Source organism: Mesorhizobium sp. f-mel (genome assembly GCF_053850215.1).
Genome location: NZ_JBSPTO010000019.1, coordinates 101,572 through 120,548, shown reverse-complemented (window position 1 = coordinate 120,548; position 18,977 = coordinate 101,572). Strand labels below are relative to the sequence as shown.

At 65.5% G+C, this 18,977-nt stretch carries 5 protein-coding genes; 3 read left to right on the top strand and 2 right to left on the bottom strand.

Annotated features, from left to right (window positions below):
- Positions 1-193: 193 nt before the first annotated feature.
- Complete coding sequence (locus ACWUKX_RS21715) at positions 194-8,110, bottom strand: translocation/assembly module TamB domain-containing protein (RefSeq protein ID WP_456008879.1); 7,917 nt, start codon at positions 8,108-8,110, stop codon at positions 194-196.
- Positions 8,110-10,038: an autotransporter assembly complex protein TamA gene (locus ACWUKX_RS21710; protein WP_065006756.1), complete on the bottom strand. Its 1,929-nt coding sequence runs from the start codon at positions 10,036-10,038 to the stop codon at positions 8,110-8,112. The genes ACWUKX_RS21715 and ACWUKX_RS21710 overlap by 1 nt, the downstream gene beginning before the upstream one ends.
- Positions 10,039-10,316: 278 nt before the next feature.
- On the opposite strand from ACWUKX_RS21710, the gene ACWUKX_RS21705 reads away from it, so the two are divergent.
- The 3 genes from ACWUKX_RS21705 (at position 10,317) to ACWUKX_RS21695 (ending at position 18,822) form a co-directional block, all read left to right on the top strand.
- Entirely contained in the window at positions 10,317-15,797 is a 5,481-nt protein-coding gene (locus ACWUKX_RS21705; protein WP_456008877.1) for an alpha-2-macroglobulin family protein, read from the top strand.
- Positions 15,798-15,992: 195 nt separating this feature from the next.
- A complete protein-coding gene (gene pbpC / locus ACWUKX_RS21700) occupies positions 15,993-18,098 on the top strand; it encodes a penicillin-binding protein 1C (RefSeq protein ID WP_456008875.1) in 2,106 nt (701 codons plus the stop codon).
- Between the two features lies 1 nt (position 18,099).
- On the top strand, positions 18,100-18,822 hold the full coding sequence (locus tag ACWUKX_RS21695; RefSeq protein ID WP_456008873.1) for a M15 family metallopeptidase: 723 nt from the start codon (positions 18,100-18,102) through the stop codon (positions 18,820-18,822).
- Positions 18,823-18,977 lie beyond the last annotated feature (155 nt).

The window sequence follows — 18,977 nt, the reverse complement described above, 5'->3', positions numbered from 1 at the left end:
ACTGGAATGCCGAAACTACATCGAAAACGCCGGATACAAGTCAACCTAAATGCGAAAGGCTCTAGTCCAACCGAGAATCGGTCCCGATTTCCGGCGTCATGCGCGAAGCTTTGCACAGCGCCAGCCGATCCCGGACGGGGTGCCAAAACGGCGACAATTGTCGGATTGCCAGACCCTCTCGCGTCGGCCGGCTTCAGTACTCGCGCTCGTAGAAAACGCCGCCCTTGGCTTCGCCGGCGTCTGTGGCCTCGCCGCGCAATTTGACGCCGCGCCCGACGTCGAGATCGATCGCCGCCTTGCCCGAACCCGGCTTGTCGCCCTTCTGGATGGTCACATAGGTGCGGTCGTTGAGATATTTGCCCGCCGAGACCGCGGTGCCGCCTTCCTCGTCGGTGATGACGTCGAGATCGTCGACGCCGATCGCGCTGCGCAGGTTCTGGAGCAGCGAGGTCGAGCCACCGACACCGGCCAGCTGCGCGGCGGCTTCGGCAAGCTGGGCGATCTGCAGCGGCGACAGGTTCGACATCGAGCGGCCGAAAATCAGTTGCGCCAGGACCTCGTCTTCCGGCAGCGCCGGCACCGACGAGAAGTTGAATTTCGGATTGGTCGCCTCGCCCGACACCACGATGGTGACGGTGGCGCTGCTCGTCGTCGATGTCGCTGTGAGGTTGAGATAAGGCACCAGCGAGCCGGAAAAGCCGACCGTGCCTTCGGTGAAGGTCAGCCGCTTGGCGAGGATCGTCAGCCGCCCGCGCTGCAAGGTAAAGGTGCCGACGGCCTGCGGCGACGATGCCGGGCCGGTCAGCCGCAGCGAACCGCCAAGCTCGGCATCGACACCCCTGCCCTGGATGAAGATCTGGCTCGGCGCGTTGACCCTGACATCGAGGTTGAGGCCGCCGCCGCCGCTGCTGCCGCTCGCCGTCGCTGGGCGCAACGCCTTGTCCTGCGCGCGCACGGCGGCTGGTGCGTTCTTGTGCTTGACGTCGAGCGCCGCAAGCGAGCCCGGCAGCTTTTCGGGAACGGTGATGACGGTCTTGGCCAGGTTGATCGTACCCGAGATCACCGGCGCCGACGCGAGCGGCCCCTTGATGGTCAGGTCGCCACTGAGGTTGGCGGTGACCACCCTGCCGTCGGTGTAGCGGCCGTCGACGAGCTTGACCGACAGATCGGCTGGAAAACCTTGCGCCGGATTGATGCCGACCGTGCCGCTGGCCGACAGGCTGCCGCGCGTCGACAACGTGCCAGTCAGGCGGTTGATCCTGGCGACGCCACCGCCGATCACCACATCGGCGGTGATATCGTTGATCGCAAGTCCCGAGCGTGCATCGATCAGGCGGGCACCTGACGTGCGGACCGTGCCTGTGATCACCGGCGACGTCGCCGGGCCGCGCACCTTCAAATTGACGTCGGCCGTGCCGCTCAAAGACAGGCCTTGCGCGGCAAGTGTCCGGGTGAGGAAAGCGAACGGCACCTTGCCGGCAAAGTCGAGATCAAGGGTGGGCGTGCCTGATGTCGTCATCGTGCCGCCGCCCTTGAGGCCGAGACCGGCGGCATCGCTCATGCTGGCGTCGAAGGTCAGCCTGTTGCCAGAATATGTTCCGGAGGACGAAACGCCCATGCCGCCGAAACCGGCACCGCGGGTCTGCGACGTCTGGACGCCTGCGGCGTCGATCTTGAAGGCGACGGCCGGATTGGCCGGCGCGCCCGTCACCTTCACCGTGCCCGATATCGAGCCGGCGGCATCGAGGCCCGGCGAGAAATTGTTGGCGAGCGACATCGGCACCCGCGCCAGCGTCGCGTTGAGATTGAGCGCCTCCCCGACCTTGCCCGAAACCGTCGCCGTGCCGCCGCCGAGGTTGAGTGCGAGCTTGTCCAGGCTGGTCGTGCCGTTGGCGATGGTGATGGTCGAGGCCTGAGCGATCGCCGCCTTGATGCCGCGCATGGTCGCCTGGCCGGAGGTGAGCTCGACGGTCGTCGTGCCGTTGGCGACCCTGACGCGGCCGGCGGCCCTGGCCGGAATGTCCTTGACGGTGGCGCCGCCGGAAAAGCCTGTCCAGTCGCCGTCACGCTTGAGATCGACATCGATGCCGCGAATGACGGTGCCGCCGGAGGTGACGCTGTCGGCGCGGATCTTTCCGGAGATCACCGGTGCCGCGAGATAGTTGGCGATCGATGCATCGATAGTGACCGTCCTTGCCGAAACATCGCCGCGTGAAATCGAAGCCGTCGAAGCCTTGATGGTGACCTCAGGCGCACTGCCGGTCTTCGAGAAGACGATCGTGCCACGCACGTCGCCTTCCGCCTTTTCCAGCGCAAGGGCTGCGAGCGGTCCGATATCAGGCAGGTCGAGCGCCACGGTGCCATCAGGCACGAACGCCTCGTCAAGTGCCAGGTCGCCTGATACCCGGTTCTTGCCGAGTGACAGCAAAAGCCCGCTGATGGCGCGCTTGCCGTCTGACGTCGCCAGCACGGCACGGCCTTGCAGGGGCTGGCCCGCGACATTTCCGGTCAGTTGGACATTGGCCGCCGGGTTGGCGGCATCGGCCTTGCCGGTGGCGGTGAGCCTCAACCCGGTGATCTCGCGTTCGGCCACCGAGAGCCGGTCGCTGTTGACCGTCAGCGACAGGTCGGGCGCGGTGCCGGCGCCTTGCGCGTTCAGCGCGAAGGCGATGGCGCCCTTGGCATCCCCGGACAGAAGCGAGATGTCGGCCAGCGCGCCCTTGATGTCGGCGGCGAGTTTATTGTCGGCAAGGCTGGCCTGCCCGTCGGCGGTCAGCGCGCCGGACACCAGTCTGATCGCGTTGGCGGTGACATTGCCATTGGCGTCACGCTTCAACGCGGCACTGAGTTCTGTCCGCTTCGCGAGCACACCGCGCACTGCCGCCGGCAGCGCCGCGGAAACGACGTCGGTCTTGACGTTGAGGTCGATGGCGCCTTCGGCCAGCGAGACCTTTCCGTTGAAGGTGCTGTTCAGCGCATCGCCCGTAACCGACCCGCTGTCGATGACGATGGCGTCGGTCGCCAGACTGCCGGCGACCTTGGCGGTGACCTTCCCGGCGATCAGCGGCGCGATGGTCGGATTGTCCAGGCCGATCTTGTCCGCCGTCACCGTGCCGGAAATCGGCCCTGTCCGGCTTTTCACGTCGAAGGCGTCCGAGTGCAATGCCAGGGTGAGCCCCTCGAGCTTAGCTAGACTGGTGGCGGCCGAAGGCAGAACAGCGGAGATATCGAGCTTCGGCTGCGTGCCCTGCCCTGCAGCCTTTACCGAAAGCGCCTGCAGCTCGAGCTTGATCGGGCTCTCGGTGCTGCCAAGCGCCAGCGGCAGGCTCGGGCCGGTCGAGGCCAGGTCGAGCGCAAAATCGCTGGCGCCGTTCGGGTTGATGGTGCCGGCGGCCTTGCCGGAAATTTTGTCACCGGCAAGCGTCGCATGGTCGATGGCAATGCCACCGGCAGAGGAGTAGCTGCCTGCCGCATCGACATTGAGCGACCCGAGCCCCGCCTGGCGGGTCTGGCGGGTCTCAGCGCCGCTGAGCTGCGCATTGAAACGAATGTCGGGGGCTGCCGACGGTCCCGTCACTTTCGCTGTTCCGCCGAGCGAGCCCGCGGCGTCGAGACCGGGTGAAAAATCATTGGCAAGGGCGGCCGGCAGCGCGGAAAACTCTGCCGCGAGGTCGAGCGTCGGGCCGGCGGTGCCGGACACGGTCACCGATCCGCCGCCGACATCGAGCATCAGCTTCTCGATGCTGGCCGTGCCATTGGCGATGCTCAGGGTCGACGGCTGCGCGATCGCTGCCTTGATGCCGCGAATGGTCGCTTCGCCAGAAGCGATCTCGACACTTGTCGTGCCGTCGGCGATCTTCACCCTGCCTTCGGCCCTGGCCGGAATGTCCTTGACGGTGGCGCCGCCGGAAAAGCCTGTCCAGTCGCCGTCACGCTTGAGATCGACATCGATGCCGCGAATGACGGTGCCGCCGGAGGTGACGCTGTCGGCACGGATTGTTCCGGAGATCACCGGTGCGGCGAGATAGTTGGCAATCAGCGCATCGATGGTGACCGTCTTTGCCGAAAGATCGCCGCGCGAAATTGAATCTGTGGTCGCCTTGATGGCGACGTTCGGCGCATTGCCGGTCTTCGAGAAGACGATCGTGCCACGCACGTCGCCGATAGCTTTTTCCAGCGCCAGGGCTGCGAGCGGACTGATATCGGGTAGATCCAGCGCCACCGTGCCGAGCGGCAGGAATCTATCGTCGAGAGCAAGGTCGCCCGAAACTTTGTTGTCGCCCAGCGACAGGCTTAGTCCGTCTATGGACCGCTTTCCCTGGCGCGTTACCAGCGACGCCTTGAAATCGAGTGGCTCATCATTGACGGATCCGGTGAGCGAGATATCGGCCGCCGGGCTGGCGATGTCGCCCTTCCCCGTCGCGGTGAGCTTTAGCCCGGTGATTTCTCGCGCCGCCACCGAAAGCCGGTCGCTGTCGACCGTCAGTGACAGGTCCGGCGCTGTACCGGCGCCCTGCGCGTTCAGCGCGAACGTTATGGCGCCCTTGGCATCCCCGGACAGAAGCGAGATGTCGGACAGCGCGCCCTTGACGTCCGCACTGACATTGTTGTCGGCGAGGCTGGCCTGCCCGTCGGCGCTGAATGCACCTGATACCAGCCTGATGGCGTTGGCGGTGACATTGCCGTTGGCGTCGCGCTTCAGTGCCGCGCTGAGCTGCGTCCGCTCGGCGAGCACGCCGCGCACTGCCGCCGGCAGTGCTGCGGAAGCCGCATCCGCCCTGACGTTGAGATCGATGGCGCCGTCGGCCAGCGAGACCCTTCCGTCGAAGGTGCTGTCCAGTACCTCGCTCGTCACCGAGCCGCTGTCGATGACGAAGGTATCGGTAGCGAGATCGCCGGCGACCTTGGCAGTGATCTTTCCGGCGAGCAGCGGCGCGATGGTTGGATTGTCCAGGCCGATCTTGTCCGCCGTCACCGTGCCGGAGATCGGCCCTGTCCGGCCCTTCAGATCGAAGGCGTCGGAATGGAGCGCAAGCGCGATGCCTTCGGCCTTGGCGAGGTTGGTGGCGACCGACGGCAGTGTCGCGGAAATATTCAGCGTCGATTGCATGCCCTGCCCCGCGACCTCCACCGACAGCGCCTGCAACTCGAGATTGATCGGGCTCTCGGTGCTGCCAAGCGCCAGCGGCAGGCTCGGGCCGGTCGAGGCCAGGTCGAGCGCAAAATCGCTGGCGCCGTTCGGGTTGATGGTGCCGGCGGCCTTGCCGGAAATTTTGTTACCGGCAAGCATCGCGTGGTCGATGGCAATGCCGCCGGCGGACGAGAAACTGCCTGCCGCATCGAAGGTGAGCGGCCCGAGCCCCGCCTGGCGGGTCTGGCGGGTCTCGGCGCCGCTGAGCTGCGCACTGAAACGAATGTCCGGGGTTGCCGACGGTCCCGTCACTTGCGCCGTTCCACCGAGCGTGCCCGCGGCGTCGAGGCCGGGTGAAAAATCATTGGCAAGGGCGGCCGGCAGTGCGGAAAACTCCGCCGCGAGGTCGAGCGTCGGGCCGGCGGTGCCGGACACGGTCACCGATCCGCCGCCGACATCGAGCATCAGCTTCTCGATGCTGGCCGTGCCATTGGCGATGCTCAGGGTCGATGGCTGCTCGACCGCCGCCCTGATGCCGCGAATTGTCGCTTCGCCCGAGGCGATCTCGACGCTTGTCGTGCCCTCCGCGATCTTCACCCTGCCTTCGACCATGGCCGGAATGCCGGCGACGGTGGCGCCGCCGGAAAGCCCGGTCCAGTCGCCTTCGCGCTTCAAATCGACACCGATGCCGCTGATCACGGTGGCCCCCGATGTGACCGTATCAGCCTTGATCGTGCCGGAGATCGCCGGTGCCTTGAGATAGTTGGCGACCAGCGCGTTAACGGCGGTGGTCTTTGCCGTCAGATCGCCGCGCGAAATAGACCCGCTCGTCAGATCGATCGCGACCGTCGGCGCGCCACCATCAATCGAGAGGCGGATGCTGCCCTGCACGTCGCCTGCCGCCGTCTGCCCGGCAAGAGCGGCCAGCGGCCCGATATCGGGCGCTTCGAGTGTCAGCGTGCCGAGTGGCAGCAAGCTGTCGTCGAGAGCGAGATCGCCCGAGACCTTGTTGTCGGCCAGCGACAGGCTAAGCCCGTTGAGGGAACGCTTTCCGTCACGCGTGATCAACGATGCCCTGAGATCGAGCGGCTGATCATCGACGGACCCGGTCAGTGAGACATCGGCAGCGGGATTGGCGATGTCGGCCTTGCCCGTCCCAGTCAGCTTGATCGTCTTGACCGTACGGCCCGACGCCGTCAGGCTGTCGCTGTCGGCCGAGACCGAGAAATCCGGCGCCGTGCGCGCGCCGCTCGCCGTCAGCGCGAAATCGACGGCCCCGCCGACCGGTACGCCAACCATCGGCGACAGCACCGAAACGTCGCCGAGCGTACCCTTGATGTCGGCCTGGATATCGGTGCCCGTCGCGCTGGCGGTGCCGCTGGCGCTGAGCGAGCCTGAAGTGAGTTGCAGCGCATTGGCGGCAAAGGAACCTTGCGGGTCACGGGTCGCGGTCGCCGAGAATGTCACGCGCTTGCCCAGAACCGAGCGGATCTGCGGCGGCAGCGCAGTCGAGACGGCATCGGCATTCATCTTGAGCGTCATCGCCAAATCGGCCAGCGTCACCCTGGACGTCACCGAGGCATTGAGCGCATCGCTGCGCAGCGTGCCTTGATCGACGACGATCTCGTCCTTGCTGACCGACCCGGCGAGATCAGCGGTCACCCTGCCGGTCACCAGCGGCGCCAGCGTCGCCACGTCGGTGTTCAGGCCGCCGGCCGCAAGCTTGATGGTGACCGGTCCGCTGCGGTCCTGGATATCGAAGCCGTCGGAATGGATTTCAGCCACCAGATCGTCCACCCGCGTGCCGCCCGCCACTACCGAGACCAGAGACGCGCCGATGTCGACTATCGGCGCCTTGCCGCCGCCGAACGCGCGGGCCGTAGCGCCGGTGATCGCGACGGTCACGGGCTGCGCCGCAGTGCCGAGGCTGAGTACGATCGGTGGGCCTTTGGCGGCGAGCTCCACCGAAAGGTCGCTGGCGCCATTGGGGTCGATGATGCCCGCGGCCGTGCCATGCACGGCATCGCTGTCGATGCTGGCGCGCTCAACTTCGACGCCGCCCGTCACGATCGCGGTTCCGGCAAGGTCGAAACTGGTCTTGCCGGCAAACAAGGATTTCAGATTGTCCGGCAAGAAGCGCTGGAAATCGCCGTCGCCCTTTGCCTCGACATAGTTGCCCTTGTCGGTGAGTTGGTGGCGACCGGTGAGCTGGGTGACGATCTGGCCGTCGACGACGAAGGTACCGATGCCGCTCCAGTTGGCGACCGGCCCCGTGCCGGTGACGACGACGTTGATCGGCGGCGCATCCGGCAATTTGAGCAGATTGGCGATGATGCCGCCGGCCGGCTCGGATGCCTTCAGATCGAGATCGAGCTTGTTGTCGGCGGGCGCAAAATGGATGTTGGCGTCGACCTTGCCTTGCTTGCCGTCGTGGCGGGTGATGTTGAGGCTGGTTTCTAGCGCCAATGGCGCCGCGTCGGCCTTGAACGAACCCTTGGCCGCGAGCTCTGCAATACCGCTGCCGGCCAGGGCCTGCCCGAGCGCGATTTCTGGCAGGTCGATCTGCTTGATGTCGAGCGACACCGGCAGCGTGGGGGCGCCACCCTGGTTCGGCTGCGTGCCGGCCACCGGCAGCCGCGCCAGCTCGATGCGATCGGCGGCGATGCGGCCGGCGCTGAAGTTTTTCGACAGAAGCGCCAGCGGCGACCAGTCGACGGCCACCTTGCGCGCCACCAGCCAGGCGCCCTGGCGATCCGCCAGCACGACATGATCGACAGTCAGCGCGCCGGACCAGATGCCGTCGATGCCGCTGACCGTGACCTTGCGGTCATCGGTTGACGCCACGGTCGAGATGATGCCGGCGAGATTGTCGCGGCCGCGCTCGGTCTTGGTCAGCACGACGAGCGCACCGACCACTGCCGCCACTAGGATGAGCAGCGTGTAAAGGACAATGCGAAGGATGCGCTTGAACATTGTCATCAGAACGCCTGGCCGATGCCGGCATAGATGCCGAAATGCGGGTCATCGGGACCCCGGTTGAGCGGCACCGCCGCATCGATGCGCAGCGGTCCGAACGGCGTAATATAGCGCAGGCCGACGCCGGTGCCGACCTTCATGCCAGAAAAATCCGGGAATTGATTGGTCGAGACGGTGCCGACATCGACGAACGGCACGACGCCGATCGTGTCGGTGATGGCGATGCGCATCTCGACCGAGGTCTCGAAGAAGGATAACCCGCCGATCGGCTCTCCGTCGATGTCCTTGGGACCGATGCCCTGATAGGCATAACCGCGCACCGAACCGCCGCCGCCGGAATAGAAGCGTCGGTCGGCCGGAACATCCTGAAGGCCGGCACCGATGATCGAGCCGATGGCGACACGTTCGGCCAAGACGAACTTCGAGGCCGCGTCGAGCGACTGATAGGCCGATCCTTCGCCCCTCAGCTTGACGAAGGCCGCACCGTTCAAAATGTCGTAGCTCGGCTCGGCATAGGCCAGCGCCCTGAATCCCGTCGTCGGATTGAGCCGGCTGTCCCGGTTGTCGAAGACATATCGCAGCGGAATGCTGGCTATCAGATAGGTGTGCTTGCCGAAGGAATCGGTGATCTTCGAATAGTCGAGCGCGACTTCCGCGGAAACCGTCTGCTGCCTGTCGAGTTCATAAGACAGGCCGGTGTTGCCCTTGACCGAGAAATGGTCGTAGGCGTCGGGATGCTCTAATACGGTGTTGGCGCCGGCGAAGAATTTCGACGCCGGCCCGACCACGCCCGGTTTTTCGAACATGATGCCGGCATTGTAGTTGAGCTCGGTCAGCTCATTGCTGCCGATACCGCTGATTGCGCCCTCGATGCGCAGCTTTTCGGCACGGCCGAACAGGTTGCGGTGGCCCCAATAGCCTTCAAGGCCGAGCCCCTCGGTGTTGGAGAAGGTGCCGCCAAGGCCGAAATAGCGCGGCTTGCGCTCGCTCACTTCGACGCCGATCGGGATGTTGCCGTCGGCGTCGAGACTGTCGGCCTCCTTCAGCGTCACGCTGTTGAAGACTTCCAGCCCGAGCAGGCGGTCGCGCGCCTCGTCGATCTCTTCCGGCGAATATTGGCGGCCGCGCTTCAGGCCGGTCATATATTCGGTGAAATCGCGGTCGACCTTTTCGGTGCCCTCGACCGTGGTGTCGCCGTAGCCGGCAACCGGCCCGGCCGCCACAGTCAGCGTCACGTCGAGCGTCGAGGTGGCGTGGTCGGCAATGATCTCGCGCTCCGTCACCTTGGCCAGCGGCCTGCCTTCCTCTTTGAGCGCCCGCACGATCGACGCCTCGGCCTTGAGCACGGCACCGGAACCGGCATCGCCGCCGGCGATCAGGCCGAAATCGGCCCCCGCCAGCCCCGCCGCATCGCCCGCCAGCCTGATGTCGCCAAGCGTGAATTTCGGCCCGGTCGCAATGTTGATCACCACCGGAATCGGCTGCGGACCCGAAAATTCGGCGTCGGGCGGCAAATCGTCGAGCGGCTTGCCTTCGATGGTGATGGTGACGACGCCCTCGTAACGGGCGTCCGCATAAAGTGCGGCGACAAGCTGATCGCGGTCGCCACGCGCCTTGGCCAGCAGGCCGAGCGAACCAGAGACTGGACGTTCTTCGTCGTCCTTCAGCGCCGAGGCGTTTTCGAGCTTCTCGGCGAGATCCTCGTCGGCGTCGGGCGCCTCGATGGTCACCGCATAGCGCAACGGATCGACGATGTCGGCATCTTCATCCTCCGACGATCCCCACAGCTTGATGCCGAAGATCTCGAAAGCGGCCGCATTTCCGCTCGCGGCAACCAGTGCAGTCGAACATAGCAAGGAGAAAAGCAAAGCGAGCGAAAACACGCGCCGTGGCGCGGTTCCTCCCGACATCTGCTTTTCATACGCCGACATTACAACTCTACCCTAGCGTCCAAAGCTAAAATTGGAATGAAGTTCTGAATTGCTCGTAAAGGGGCCACAATCCAATTGTCTGAAATGGACAGGGCTTGGAATTCACACCTTCTGCGTCGCCGCAAGAATGCGTGATCCCTGTCCTATGGAGGTACTACCGGTCATCGGCCGGAAAGGAAACCGTTGGCAGGCGGAACCTGCCGCGTCCTCGTGTTGACAAGGCTGACTGAAGCTTGAACATGTCCGGACGTAACGTAAAGCAGTGTCTGGAGGGGTTTATGGCAATGCGCGCGGCTCGTGGTCTGTCGATTCTTTTCTTTCTCTTTTTCACCTGGAGCGGTGTCGCGCAAGCGGCCGAAGCGCGCCGGGTGGTGACGTCAGACAATTCCGATTATTTCGGCTTCGATCTCAGATCCGACCAGAATGTCAGCCTAGACCAGTGCAAGACGACATGCCTCGGCGATCCGGCCTGCCGCGCCTTCACCTACAACCCCAAAGCCAAATGGTGTTTTCTCAAATCCGACTACAACACGCTGAAACCCTTCAAGGGCGCCGTCGCCGGCAAGGTCGTTAACATCGATGGCGACCTCGATATCGGCGCCCCGCCGGATCTCGCCTTCTTCCCCACCTGGATGGCCGACCAGGCCCAGCAATACCGCAACAGGCTCACAGGCCCTGCCTACACCAAGCCCACCGAAGGGCTGACGGCACTGAGGGAGGCGGCCGAACAGGCGTCGCTGACCGGCGACCACCGCTCGGCCATGCAGAAATACGAGGCTTTGGTTTCCGTATTGCCCGATGATGGCCAGCTCTGGTTCGAACTGGCGCAGGAAACGCTCGCCGTGCAGCCGACCGCCAACAGCGCGGAGGCGTCTACCCTGCCTGCGAACGCCACCTCCGCCGGCTTCAACGCCTACAAATTGCTGCGTACCACCAAGACGCGCGCCGACGTTCTGGCGCTGCTCGGCGCCGCGCTCGATCGCCGCGACCTCGCCCGGCCCGCCCTGCAGGCTTACGAAGCGAGCCTCGCGCTGGTCAATTCTCCGGCGGTCAAGGCCGATTATGAAGACTTGAAAGCGCGCAAGGGCTTTCGCGTAATCGATCACACGGTCGAAGCCGACACCAGTGCGCCGCGCATCTGCGCGGAGTTTTCCGAGGATCTGGTCAAGACCGGCGTCGACTATTCGCAATTCGTCACCGTCGACAACGCCGCTCCCAGGGGCGTCGAGGCCAAGGACAAGCAGATCTGCGTCGAAGGGCTCGAGCACGGCCAGCATTACGACGTGACCTTCCGCCCCGGCCTGCCGGCCGCCATCGGCGAGGTGATCACCGCACCGGTGGTGCTGTCCATCTATGTGCAGGACCGCGCGCCGTCCGCCCGTTTCACCGGCGACAGCTTCGTGCTGCCTGCCGGCGCGCGCCGCGGTATTCCGGTCGTCACCGTCAACATGAACGCCGCCGAAATGAAGCTCTATCGCATCGGCGACCGCTCGCTGACCCAGCTTCTGTCCGGCTACCAGTTCCTGCGCCAGCTTGACGGCTATGACATCTCCAACATTTCCGATCAGATGGGCGAGCCGGTCTGGCAAGGCCAGCTCGACATCGCCAACGACCTGAACAAGGAAGTCACCACCTCCTTCCCGGTCGACGAAGCACTGCCGCAGCGCAAGCCCGGCGTCTATGTGCTGACCGCGCAACCGGTCGACGAGAATGACAACGACTATGATTCGCGCGCTACGCAATGGTTCGTCGTCTCCGATATCGGCCTGTCGACCTATACCGGACAGGATGGGCTGAACGTCTTTGCCCGTTCGCTCGGAACCGCCAAGCCGATATCAGGTGCTGAACTGACGCTGCTCGCCAGGAACAACGAAATCCTCGGCACCGCAACCACGGACGCGGAAGGCCGCGCCGTCTTCAACCCCGGACTGACGCGCGGCGACGGCGGCATGGTCCCGGCCGTGCTGACAGCCAAGCAAGGTGACAGCGACTTCGTCTTCCTCGACATGGGCCGCGCCGGCTTCGATCTTTCCGATCGTGGCGTCACCGGGCGTCCGGCGCCGGGCGCACTCGACGTCTATGCCTGGACCGAACGCGGCATCTACCGCGCCGGCGAGGACGTCCACGTCGCGGCGCTTGCCCGCGACGGCGCCGCCAAGGCCGTCGAGAACCTGCCGCTGACCTTCATCTTCACCCGTCCCGACGGCGTCGAGAACCGCCGCATCGTCAGCGACGGCGCATCGGCCGGCGGCCATGCCGTCGACCTGCCGCTCGAACCCAACGCCATGCGCGGCACCTGGACGGTGGCGATCCACACAGACCCCAAGCAGGCGGCGGTCGCCAGCCAGATGTTCCTGGTCGAGGATTTCGTGCCGGATCGCATCGAGTTGGACCTGTCCTCCGACAAGCAGGAGATCGCGCAGGGCGAAACTGCCAACGTCACCGTCGACGGCCGCTTCCTTTATGGCGCGCCGGCCGCCGGGCTGGCGCTCGAAGGCGAACTGACGCTGTCGACCACCCGTGACTGGGACCGTTTCAAGGGCTATTCCTTCGGCCTCGCCGACGAGCAGTCGGCGGAACCGTCAGTCACGCCGTTCACCGATCTGCCGGTGGTCGGTGAGGACGGCAAGGCGACCTTCCCGGTTTCCGTCGACCAGTTGCCCTCGACCACCAAGCTCGTCGATGCCAAGGTTACGGTCAGGATGCGCGAGACCGGCGGCCGCGCCGTCGAGCGCTCGCTCAACATCGGCATCCGGCCGCAGGGCCACATGATCGGCATCCGCCCGGATTTCGACGGTGACGAGGTGCCGCAAGGCGGCACGGCGAAGTTCAGCCTGATTGCGGTCGACCCCGACGGCAGGCGCGAGGCGCTGCAGGGCGCGCAATGGTCGCTGGTCAAGGTCGAACGCAATTACCAATGGTACCGCTCAAGCAATTCCTGGAACTATGAGCCGGTCACCTTCACCAAGTCGGTGGCCAACGGCCAGGTCGACCTGACCGCCGACGGCGAGGCCACCGTCTCGCTGCCGGTCGACTGGGGCCGCTATCGGCTCGAGATCGAGACATCGGACCCGGAAGGCCCGGCGACCAGCTACGAATTCGACGCCGGCTGGTATGTCAGCTCCACCACCACCGAAACGCCTGACGGCCTCGAAATCGCCCTCGACAAGGACAACTACGCGGCGGGCGAAGTGGCCAAACTCAAAGTGTCGCCGCATTTTGCCGGCGAGCTGCTCGTCACCATCGGCGCCGACAAACTCTTGAAAACCGTCACCGCCAGCGTGCCGGCAGATGGCAGCACCATCGACATCCCGGTCGGCGACGACTGGGGCGCCGGCGCCTATGTCACGGCAACGCTGTTCAGGCCGGGCGATGCGCAGGAAACGCGCATGCCGGCGCGCGCCATCGGCGTCAAATGGCTGAAGGTCGATCCGGGCTCCAAGAAGCTCGCCGTCACCCTGACGCCGCCGGACAAGACCATGCCGCGCCAGCAGCTGTCGATCCCGGTCTCCGTGGCCGGCGTGCAGCCGGGTGCCAACGCCTATGTCATGGTCGCGGCCGTCGATGTCGGCATCCTCAACCTGACCAATTACAAGGTGCCGGATCCTGAGACCTGGTTCTTCGGCCAGCGCATGCTCGGCCTTGAGGTACGCGACCTCTACGGCCGTCTGATCGACGGCTCGCTGGGCACATCAGGCAAGCTTCGCACCGGCGGCGACGGCGCCAACATACAATCGCAAGGCAGCCCGCCGACCGAAAAGCTGGTCGCCTTCTTCTCCGGTCCGGTCCCGCTCGACGCCGACGGCAAGGCGCGGATCGACTTCGACATCCCGCAATTCAACGGCACCGTGCGCGTCATGGCCGTCGCCTGGACTAAGGACGGGGTCGGCCATGCCCAGTCCGACGTGATCGTGCGCGATCCGGTGGTGATCACCGCCGGCCTGCCGCGCTTCCTGGCGCCTGAAGACTCGGCCGTCATGCGGCTCGACGTCACCGACGCCGACGGCCCGGAGGGCGACTATGCACTGTCGATAAACACCACCGCCAATCTTTCGACCGGCAGTGCCGCCCTGCCCGAAAAGCTGACGCTCGCCAAGGGTAAGCGGCAGACGCTAACCGTGCCGCTGATCGCTGAAACGCCGGGCAACGCCTCGATCACCATCAAGCTCGCCCATGCCGACGGCACCGCTGTCGAGCAGACGCTGTATGTTCCGGTGCGCCCGGCGCAATTGCCGGTGACCACCCGCATGGTGGTCGACCTCAAGGGCAATGGCGGGTCGCTGCGCGTCGACAAGGAGCTCCTGGCGGCAAGCGTGCTCGACGGCGCTTCGGTTAGCGTCGGCGTTTCGCAGGCGGCGGCCTTCGACGTGCCGTCGCTCCTGATGACGCTCGACCGCTACCCCTATGGCTGCGCCGAGCAGACCACCAGCCGCGCCATGCCGCTTCTCTATGTCAACGAAATGGCCTCGGGCGTCGGCATGGCCAGCGACGCCGACCTGCACGGCCGCATCCAGGACGCCATCTACAAGGTGCTGAGCTACCAAGCCTCGGCCGGCAGCTTCGGCCTGTGGGGCCCGGCCTCCGGCGACCTGTGGCTCGACGCCTATGTCACCGACTTCCTGACCCGGGCGCGCGAGCAGAAATACGACGTGCCGACCCAGGCGATGAACCAGGCGCTGAGCAATCTGCAAAACGCGATCGGCTACGACCAGGACGTCAAGGATCGGGGCAGCCAGATCGCCTATGCGCTCTATGTACTGGCCCGCAACAAGAAGGCCTCGATCGGCGATCTGCGCTACTATGCCGACACCCAGATCGAAGCCTTTACCAGCCCGATGGCCGTTGCCCAATTGGCGGCGGGCCTGGCGCTCTATGGCGACACGCAGCGCTCGGAAGCCACCTTCCAGGCCGCCCTGCAACTGGCCAATTCAAGCTCGGCATACGACTACTATAGGTCCGATTATGGCTCGCCGCTGCGCGACGGCGCGGCGATGCTGGCGCTTGCCGCCGAATCGAAGCCGGTGCCGACGATCGTGCCGGCGCTGATCAAGCGGGTGACGCAGGAACGCGCCGCCGTCAGATGGACCAGCACGCAGGACGAGTCCTGGATGCTGCTGGCGGCCCGTGCACTGAAGGCCGGCAACGATTCGATCGCGCTGACCATCAACGGCGCGCCGCATGCCGGCGCCTATTCGGACCAGATCGCCGGCAGCGACATTGCCAACAGCCCGCTGACCGTCGCCAACACCGGCAGCAACCCGCTGCAGGCGGTCGTCACCACGGTGGCCTCGCCGAGCCAGCCGCTGGCGGCCGGCGGCAACGGCTTCACCATCGGCCGCACCTACTACAAGCTCGACGGCACCGAAGCCAATGTCACGGAGGCGACCCAGAACGAACGCTATGTCGTCGTGCTCAATATCTACGAGCAGAACAAGTGGCCGTCGCGGCTCGTGATCACCGATCTGCTGCCGGCCGGCTTCGAAATCGACAATCCGGGCCTGGTTTCCAGCGCCCAGTTGTCGAACTTCTCGTGGCTGGCTCAGACCGACGCCGCCCATCTCGAATTCCGCGACGACCGTTTCGTCGCGGCCTTCAATCCGAACGATGGCGACGGCGACCGCAACATTACGCTCGCCTATGTCGTGCGCGCGGTGACACCGGGCACCTATGCCCATCCGGCTGCAACGGTCGAGGACATGTACCGGCCGCAATATTCGGCCCGCACCGCGACCGGGATGATGGAGGTCAAGGCGCCGTAAGGCGCCGATGGTGGCGAATATGGCGATGGCGCTGCCCCTCATTGCCCTGCCGGGCATTTCTCCCCGTACAGAGACGGGGAGAAAGAAGTTTGCGCCGAAGTTTTCGCCAACCTCGAACGTCGCAGAAAAGGCGCCAAGGGTCGTGACAGCCCCCTTCTCCCCGTCCCTATACGGGGAGAAGGTGCCGGCAGGCGGATGAGGGGCAGCGCCGTGCTTTACCGAAAAATCCTGCGCCGTTCGGCCATCGCCGCCGCCTCCCTCGCCGGCTTTGCAGCAATCGCCGCGGGCGGGCTTTGGCAGCTCGACCGCGCCTTTCCGCCGCCGCTGCCGGCCGAACTCACCGTGTCGACCGAAGTGCAGGACCGCGACGGCCAGCTGTTGCGCGCCTTCGCCACGCCGGACGGCTATTGGCGGCTCGCCACCCGCCTCGACCAGGTCGACAAGCAGCTCGTCGACATGCTGGTGATTTACGAGGACAAGCGCTTCTGGGACCATGGAGGCGTCGACGTGCTGGCGCTGGCCCGCGCCGTCGGCCAGTTCGTGGCCAATGACCGTATCGTCTCCGGCGGCTCGACACTGTCGATGCAGCTCGCCAGGCTGACCGAACCCCGCGACAGCCGCAGCCTCAGCTCGAAGATCAAGCAGCTGCTGCGCGCCCTACAGATCGAGCGGCGGCTTACCAAGCGTGAGATCCTCGAACGCTATTTGACGCTGGCGCCCTATGGCGGCAACCTCGAAGGCGTGCGCGCCGCCTCGCTGGCTTATTTCGGCAAGGAGCCGAAGCGGCTGACGGTCTCGGAGGCGGCCCTGCTTGTTGCCCTGCCGCAGTTGCCGGAAAAGCGCCGGCCCGACCGCAATCTCGCAGTCGCTCATGCCGCCCGCGACCGGGTGCTGGCGCGCATGGTTTCATCGGGCCTGCTCGGCGAGCGCGAGGCCGCACGTGCCGCGCTCGACGACGTTTCAGGCGTCCGCCGCACGCTGCCGGCGCTCGCCGCTCACGCCGCCTACGCGGCGCTTTCCAAGGCCGGCCCCGGCCAGAAGCTCCAACTGACGATCCGCAAAAGCGTCCAGGAAGGGCTGGAAGAGGTGGCCAGGGATGCCGCAACCAGGCTCGGCCCCCGCCTGTCCGTCGCCATGGTGCTGGCCGACGCCCGCACCGGCGAGATCCTCGGCGAAGTCGGGGCTGCCAACTATTTCGACGCGAGCCGCTCCGGCTGGATCGACATGACCAGAATCGTCCGCTCGCCCGGTTCGACGTTGAAACCGTTCATCTACGGGCTCGCCTTCGAACAGGGATTGGTCGCGCAGGAAACGCTGATCGAGGACAGTCCGACGGATTTTTCTGGCTACCGGCCGAAGAATTTCGACATGGGCTACCAAGGCGACGTCAGCATCCGGCAGGCGCTGCAACTGTCTCTCAACGTGCCGGCGATCAGTGTGCTCGACGCGGTCGGGCCGGCGCGGCTGCTCGCGCGCTTCCGGCAGGCCGGCGTCACGCCGATCCTGCCCGTCAACAAGGCGCCGGGTCTCGCCATCGGCCTTGGCGGCGTCGGCGTGACGCTGCGCGACCTCGTCCAGCTCTATGCCGGGCTTGCCAATGGCGGCAAGGCCCACACGCTGCATGACGGCACCGAGCCGGCTAATGCCGAACGCTCCACAGCTACCATCCTTGACGATCAGGCGAACTGGCAGATCACCGACATATTGTCGGGCGTCAAGCCGCCCGAGGGTGCCGCCCGGCGCGGCATCGCCTACAAGACCGGCACCTCCTACGGCTACCGCGATGCCTGGTCGGTCGGCTTCGATGGGCGCTACGTGCTGGGCGTCTGGGTCGGCCGTCCCGATGCCGGCGCGGTGCCTGGCCTGTCCGGCTATGTCTCGGCCGCACCGATCCTGTTCGAGGGCTTTGTCCGCTCCGGCCTGGCTCCCGTGCCGCTGCCAGGCCAGCCGGCCGGCGTCACCAAACCCAGGCGCGACGATCTGCCGGTGACATTGGAGCGTTTCGGTTCTGGCGCCGACGGGCTGGTCCAGGCGACGCCGACCGAGCCTGCGCCGACGATCATCTTTCCGCCCGACGGCGCCCGCGTCGATCTCGGCACTACCGCCGCCAGGGCCTCGCCGCTGGTGCTGAAGCTGCAAGGCGGCCGCGCCCCGTTCCGCTGGCTGGCCAATGGCAAGCCGCTGGTCGGCATCGACCGGCGGCGCAGTGCGACCTGGCAGCCGGACGGCGCCGGCTATTCGACCCTGACCGTGATCGACGCGGTCGGGCGCGCGGCCAGCGTGAAAGTGTTCGTTGAATAGAATGCGCCAAGCGATTCAGCGCATTGCGTTTTGCGCCCTGCTGTCGGCTGCCGATACCGCCCCTGTCCTTTCCGCGGACCTCCCCGCCGGCTTCGTTCGGCTGGCCGACATAGATCCCACCATCCGGCAGGACGTCCGCTATGCCCGCACAGACAATTTCCTGCGCCGCAAGGCGGCCGGCTACGACGCGCCAGTATGCATCCTCACCGGGCGGGCGGCGGAAGCGCTCTCCAGCGTCCAGAAAGCGATTGCCGCCAAAGGCCTGACGCTGATCGTCTTTGACTGCTACCGCCCTGCGCGCGCCGTCTCCGACATGGGCGAATGGACGAGGGAAGGCGGACCACCCGACCCGCAATGGTATCCGGCGGTCAAGCGAAAGGACCTCATCGCCAAAGGCTATGTCGGTGAACTGTCGACGCATTCGCGCGGCTCGACCGTCGATGTCGCCATCGCGCGAGTCGACCGCAACACCGCTCCGAAACAGGCCTGTGGCGCGCCCGATGCCGACACGCTCGATTTCGGCACCGGCTTCGACTGTTTCGACCCGATGAGCGAAACGGCGCACCGTCCGCTCGCCGGGGAAGCAACCGCAAATCGCAAGAGGCTTGTCGAGGCCATGCGCGCCGGCGGCTTCAGAAATTATGCCCGCGAATGGTGGCATTTCACGCTGGAAAACGAGCCGTTTCCAAAGCAGCGCTTCGATTTTCCCCTCACCGCCGACTAAATCACTGATCGCTGCGAAGCATATCGCGTCCAGACCAGCCATTGCCGAGGCGCGACCTGTCTCCAGATAGATCGCTGCATGAGCCCGGATTCGGCACCCCGCCGTCGAGAGGAAAGAATTTCTTCATAAGGCGAAAGATCGGCGGAAAATTGCTT

Bases quoted from the DNA above. Each gene is read 5' to 3' on its own strand.
- ACWUKX_RS21715 (WP_456008879.1), bottom strand. From the start codon at position 8,110: ATGACAATGTTCAAGCGCATCCTTCGCATTGTCCTTTACACGCTGCTC.
- ACWUKX_RS21710 (WP_065006756.1), bottom strand. From the start codon at position 10,038: ATGTCGGCGTATGAAAAGCAGATGTCGGGAGGAACCGCGCCACGGCGC.
- ACWUKX_RS21705 (WP_456008877.1), top strand. From the start codon at position 10,317: ATGGCAATGCGCGCGGCTCGTGGTCTGTCGATTCTTTTCTTTCTCTTT.
- pbpC (WP_456008875.1), top strand. From the start codon at position 15,993: ATGAGGGGCAGCGCCGTGCTTTACCGAAAAATCCTGCGCCGTTCGGCC.
- ACWUKX_RS21695 (WP_456008873.1), top strand. From the start codon at position 18,100: ATGCGCCAAGCGATTCAGCGCATTGCGTTTTGCGCCCTGCTGTCGGCT.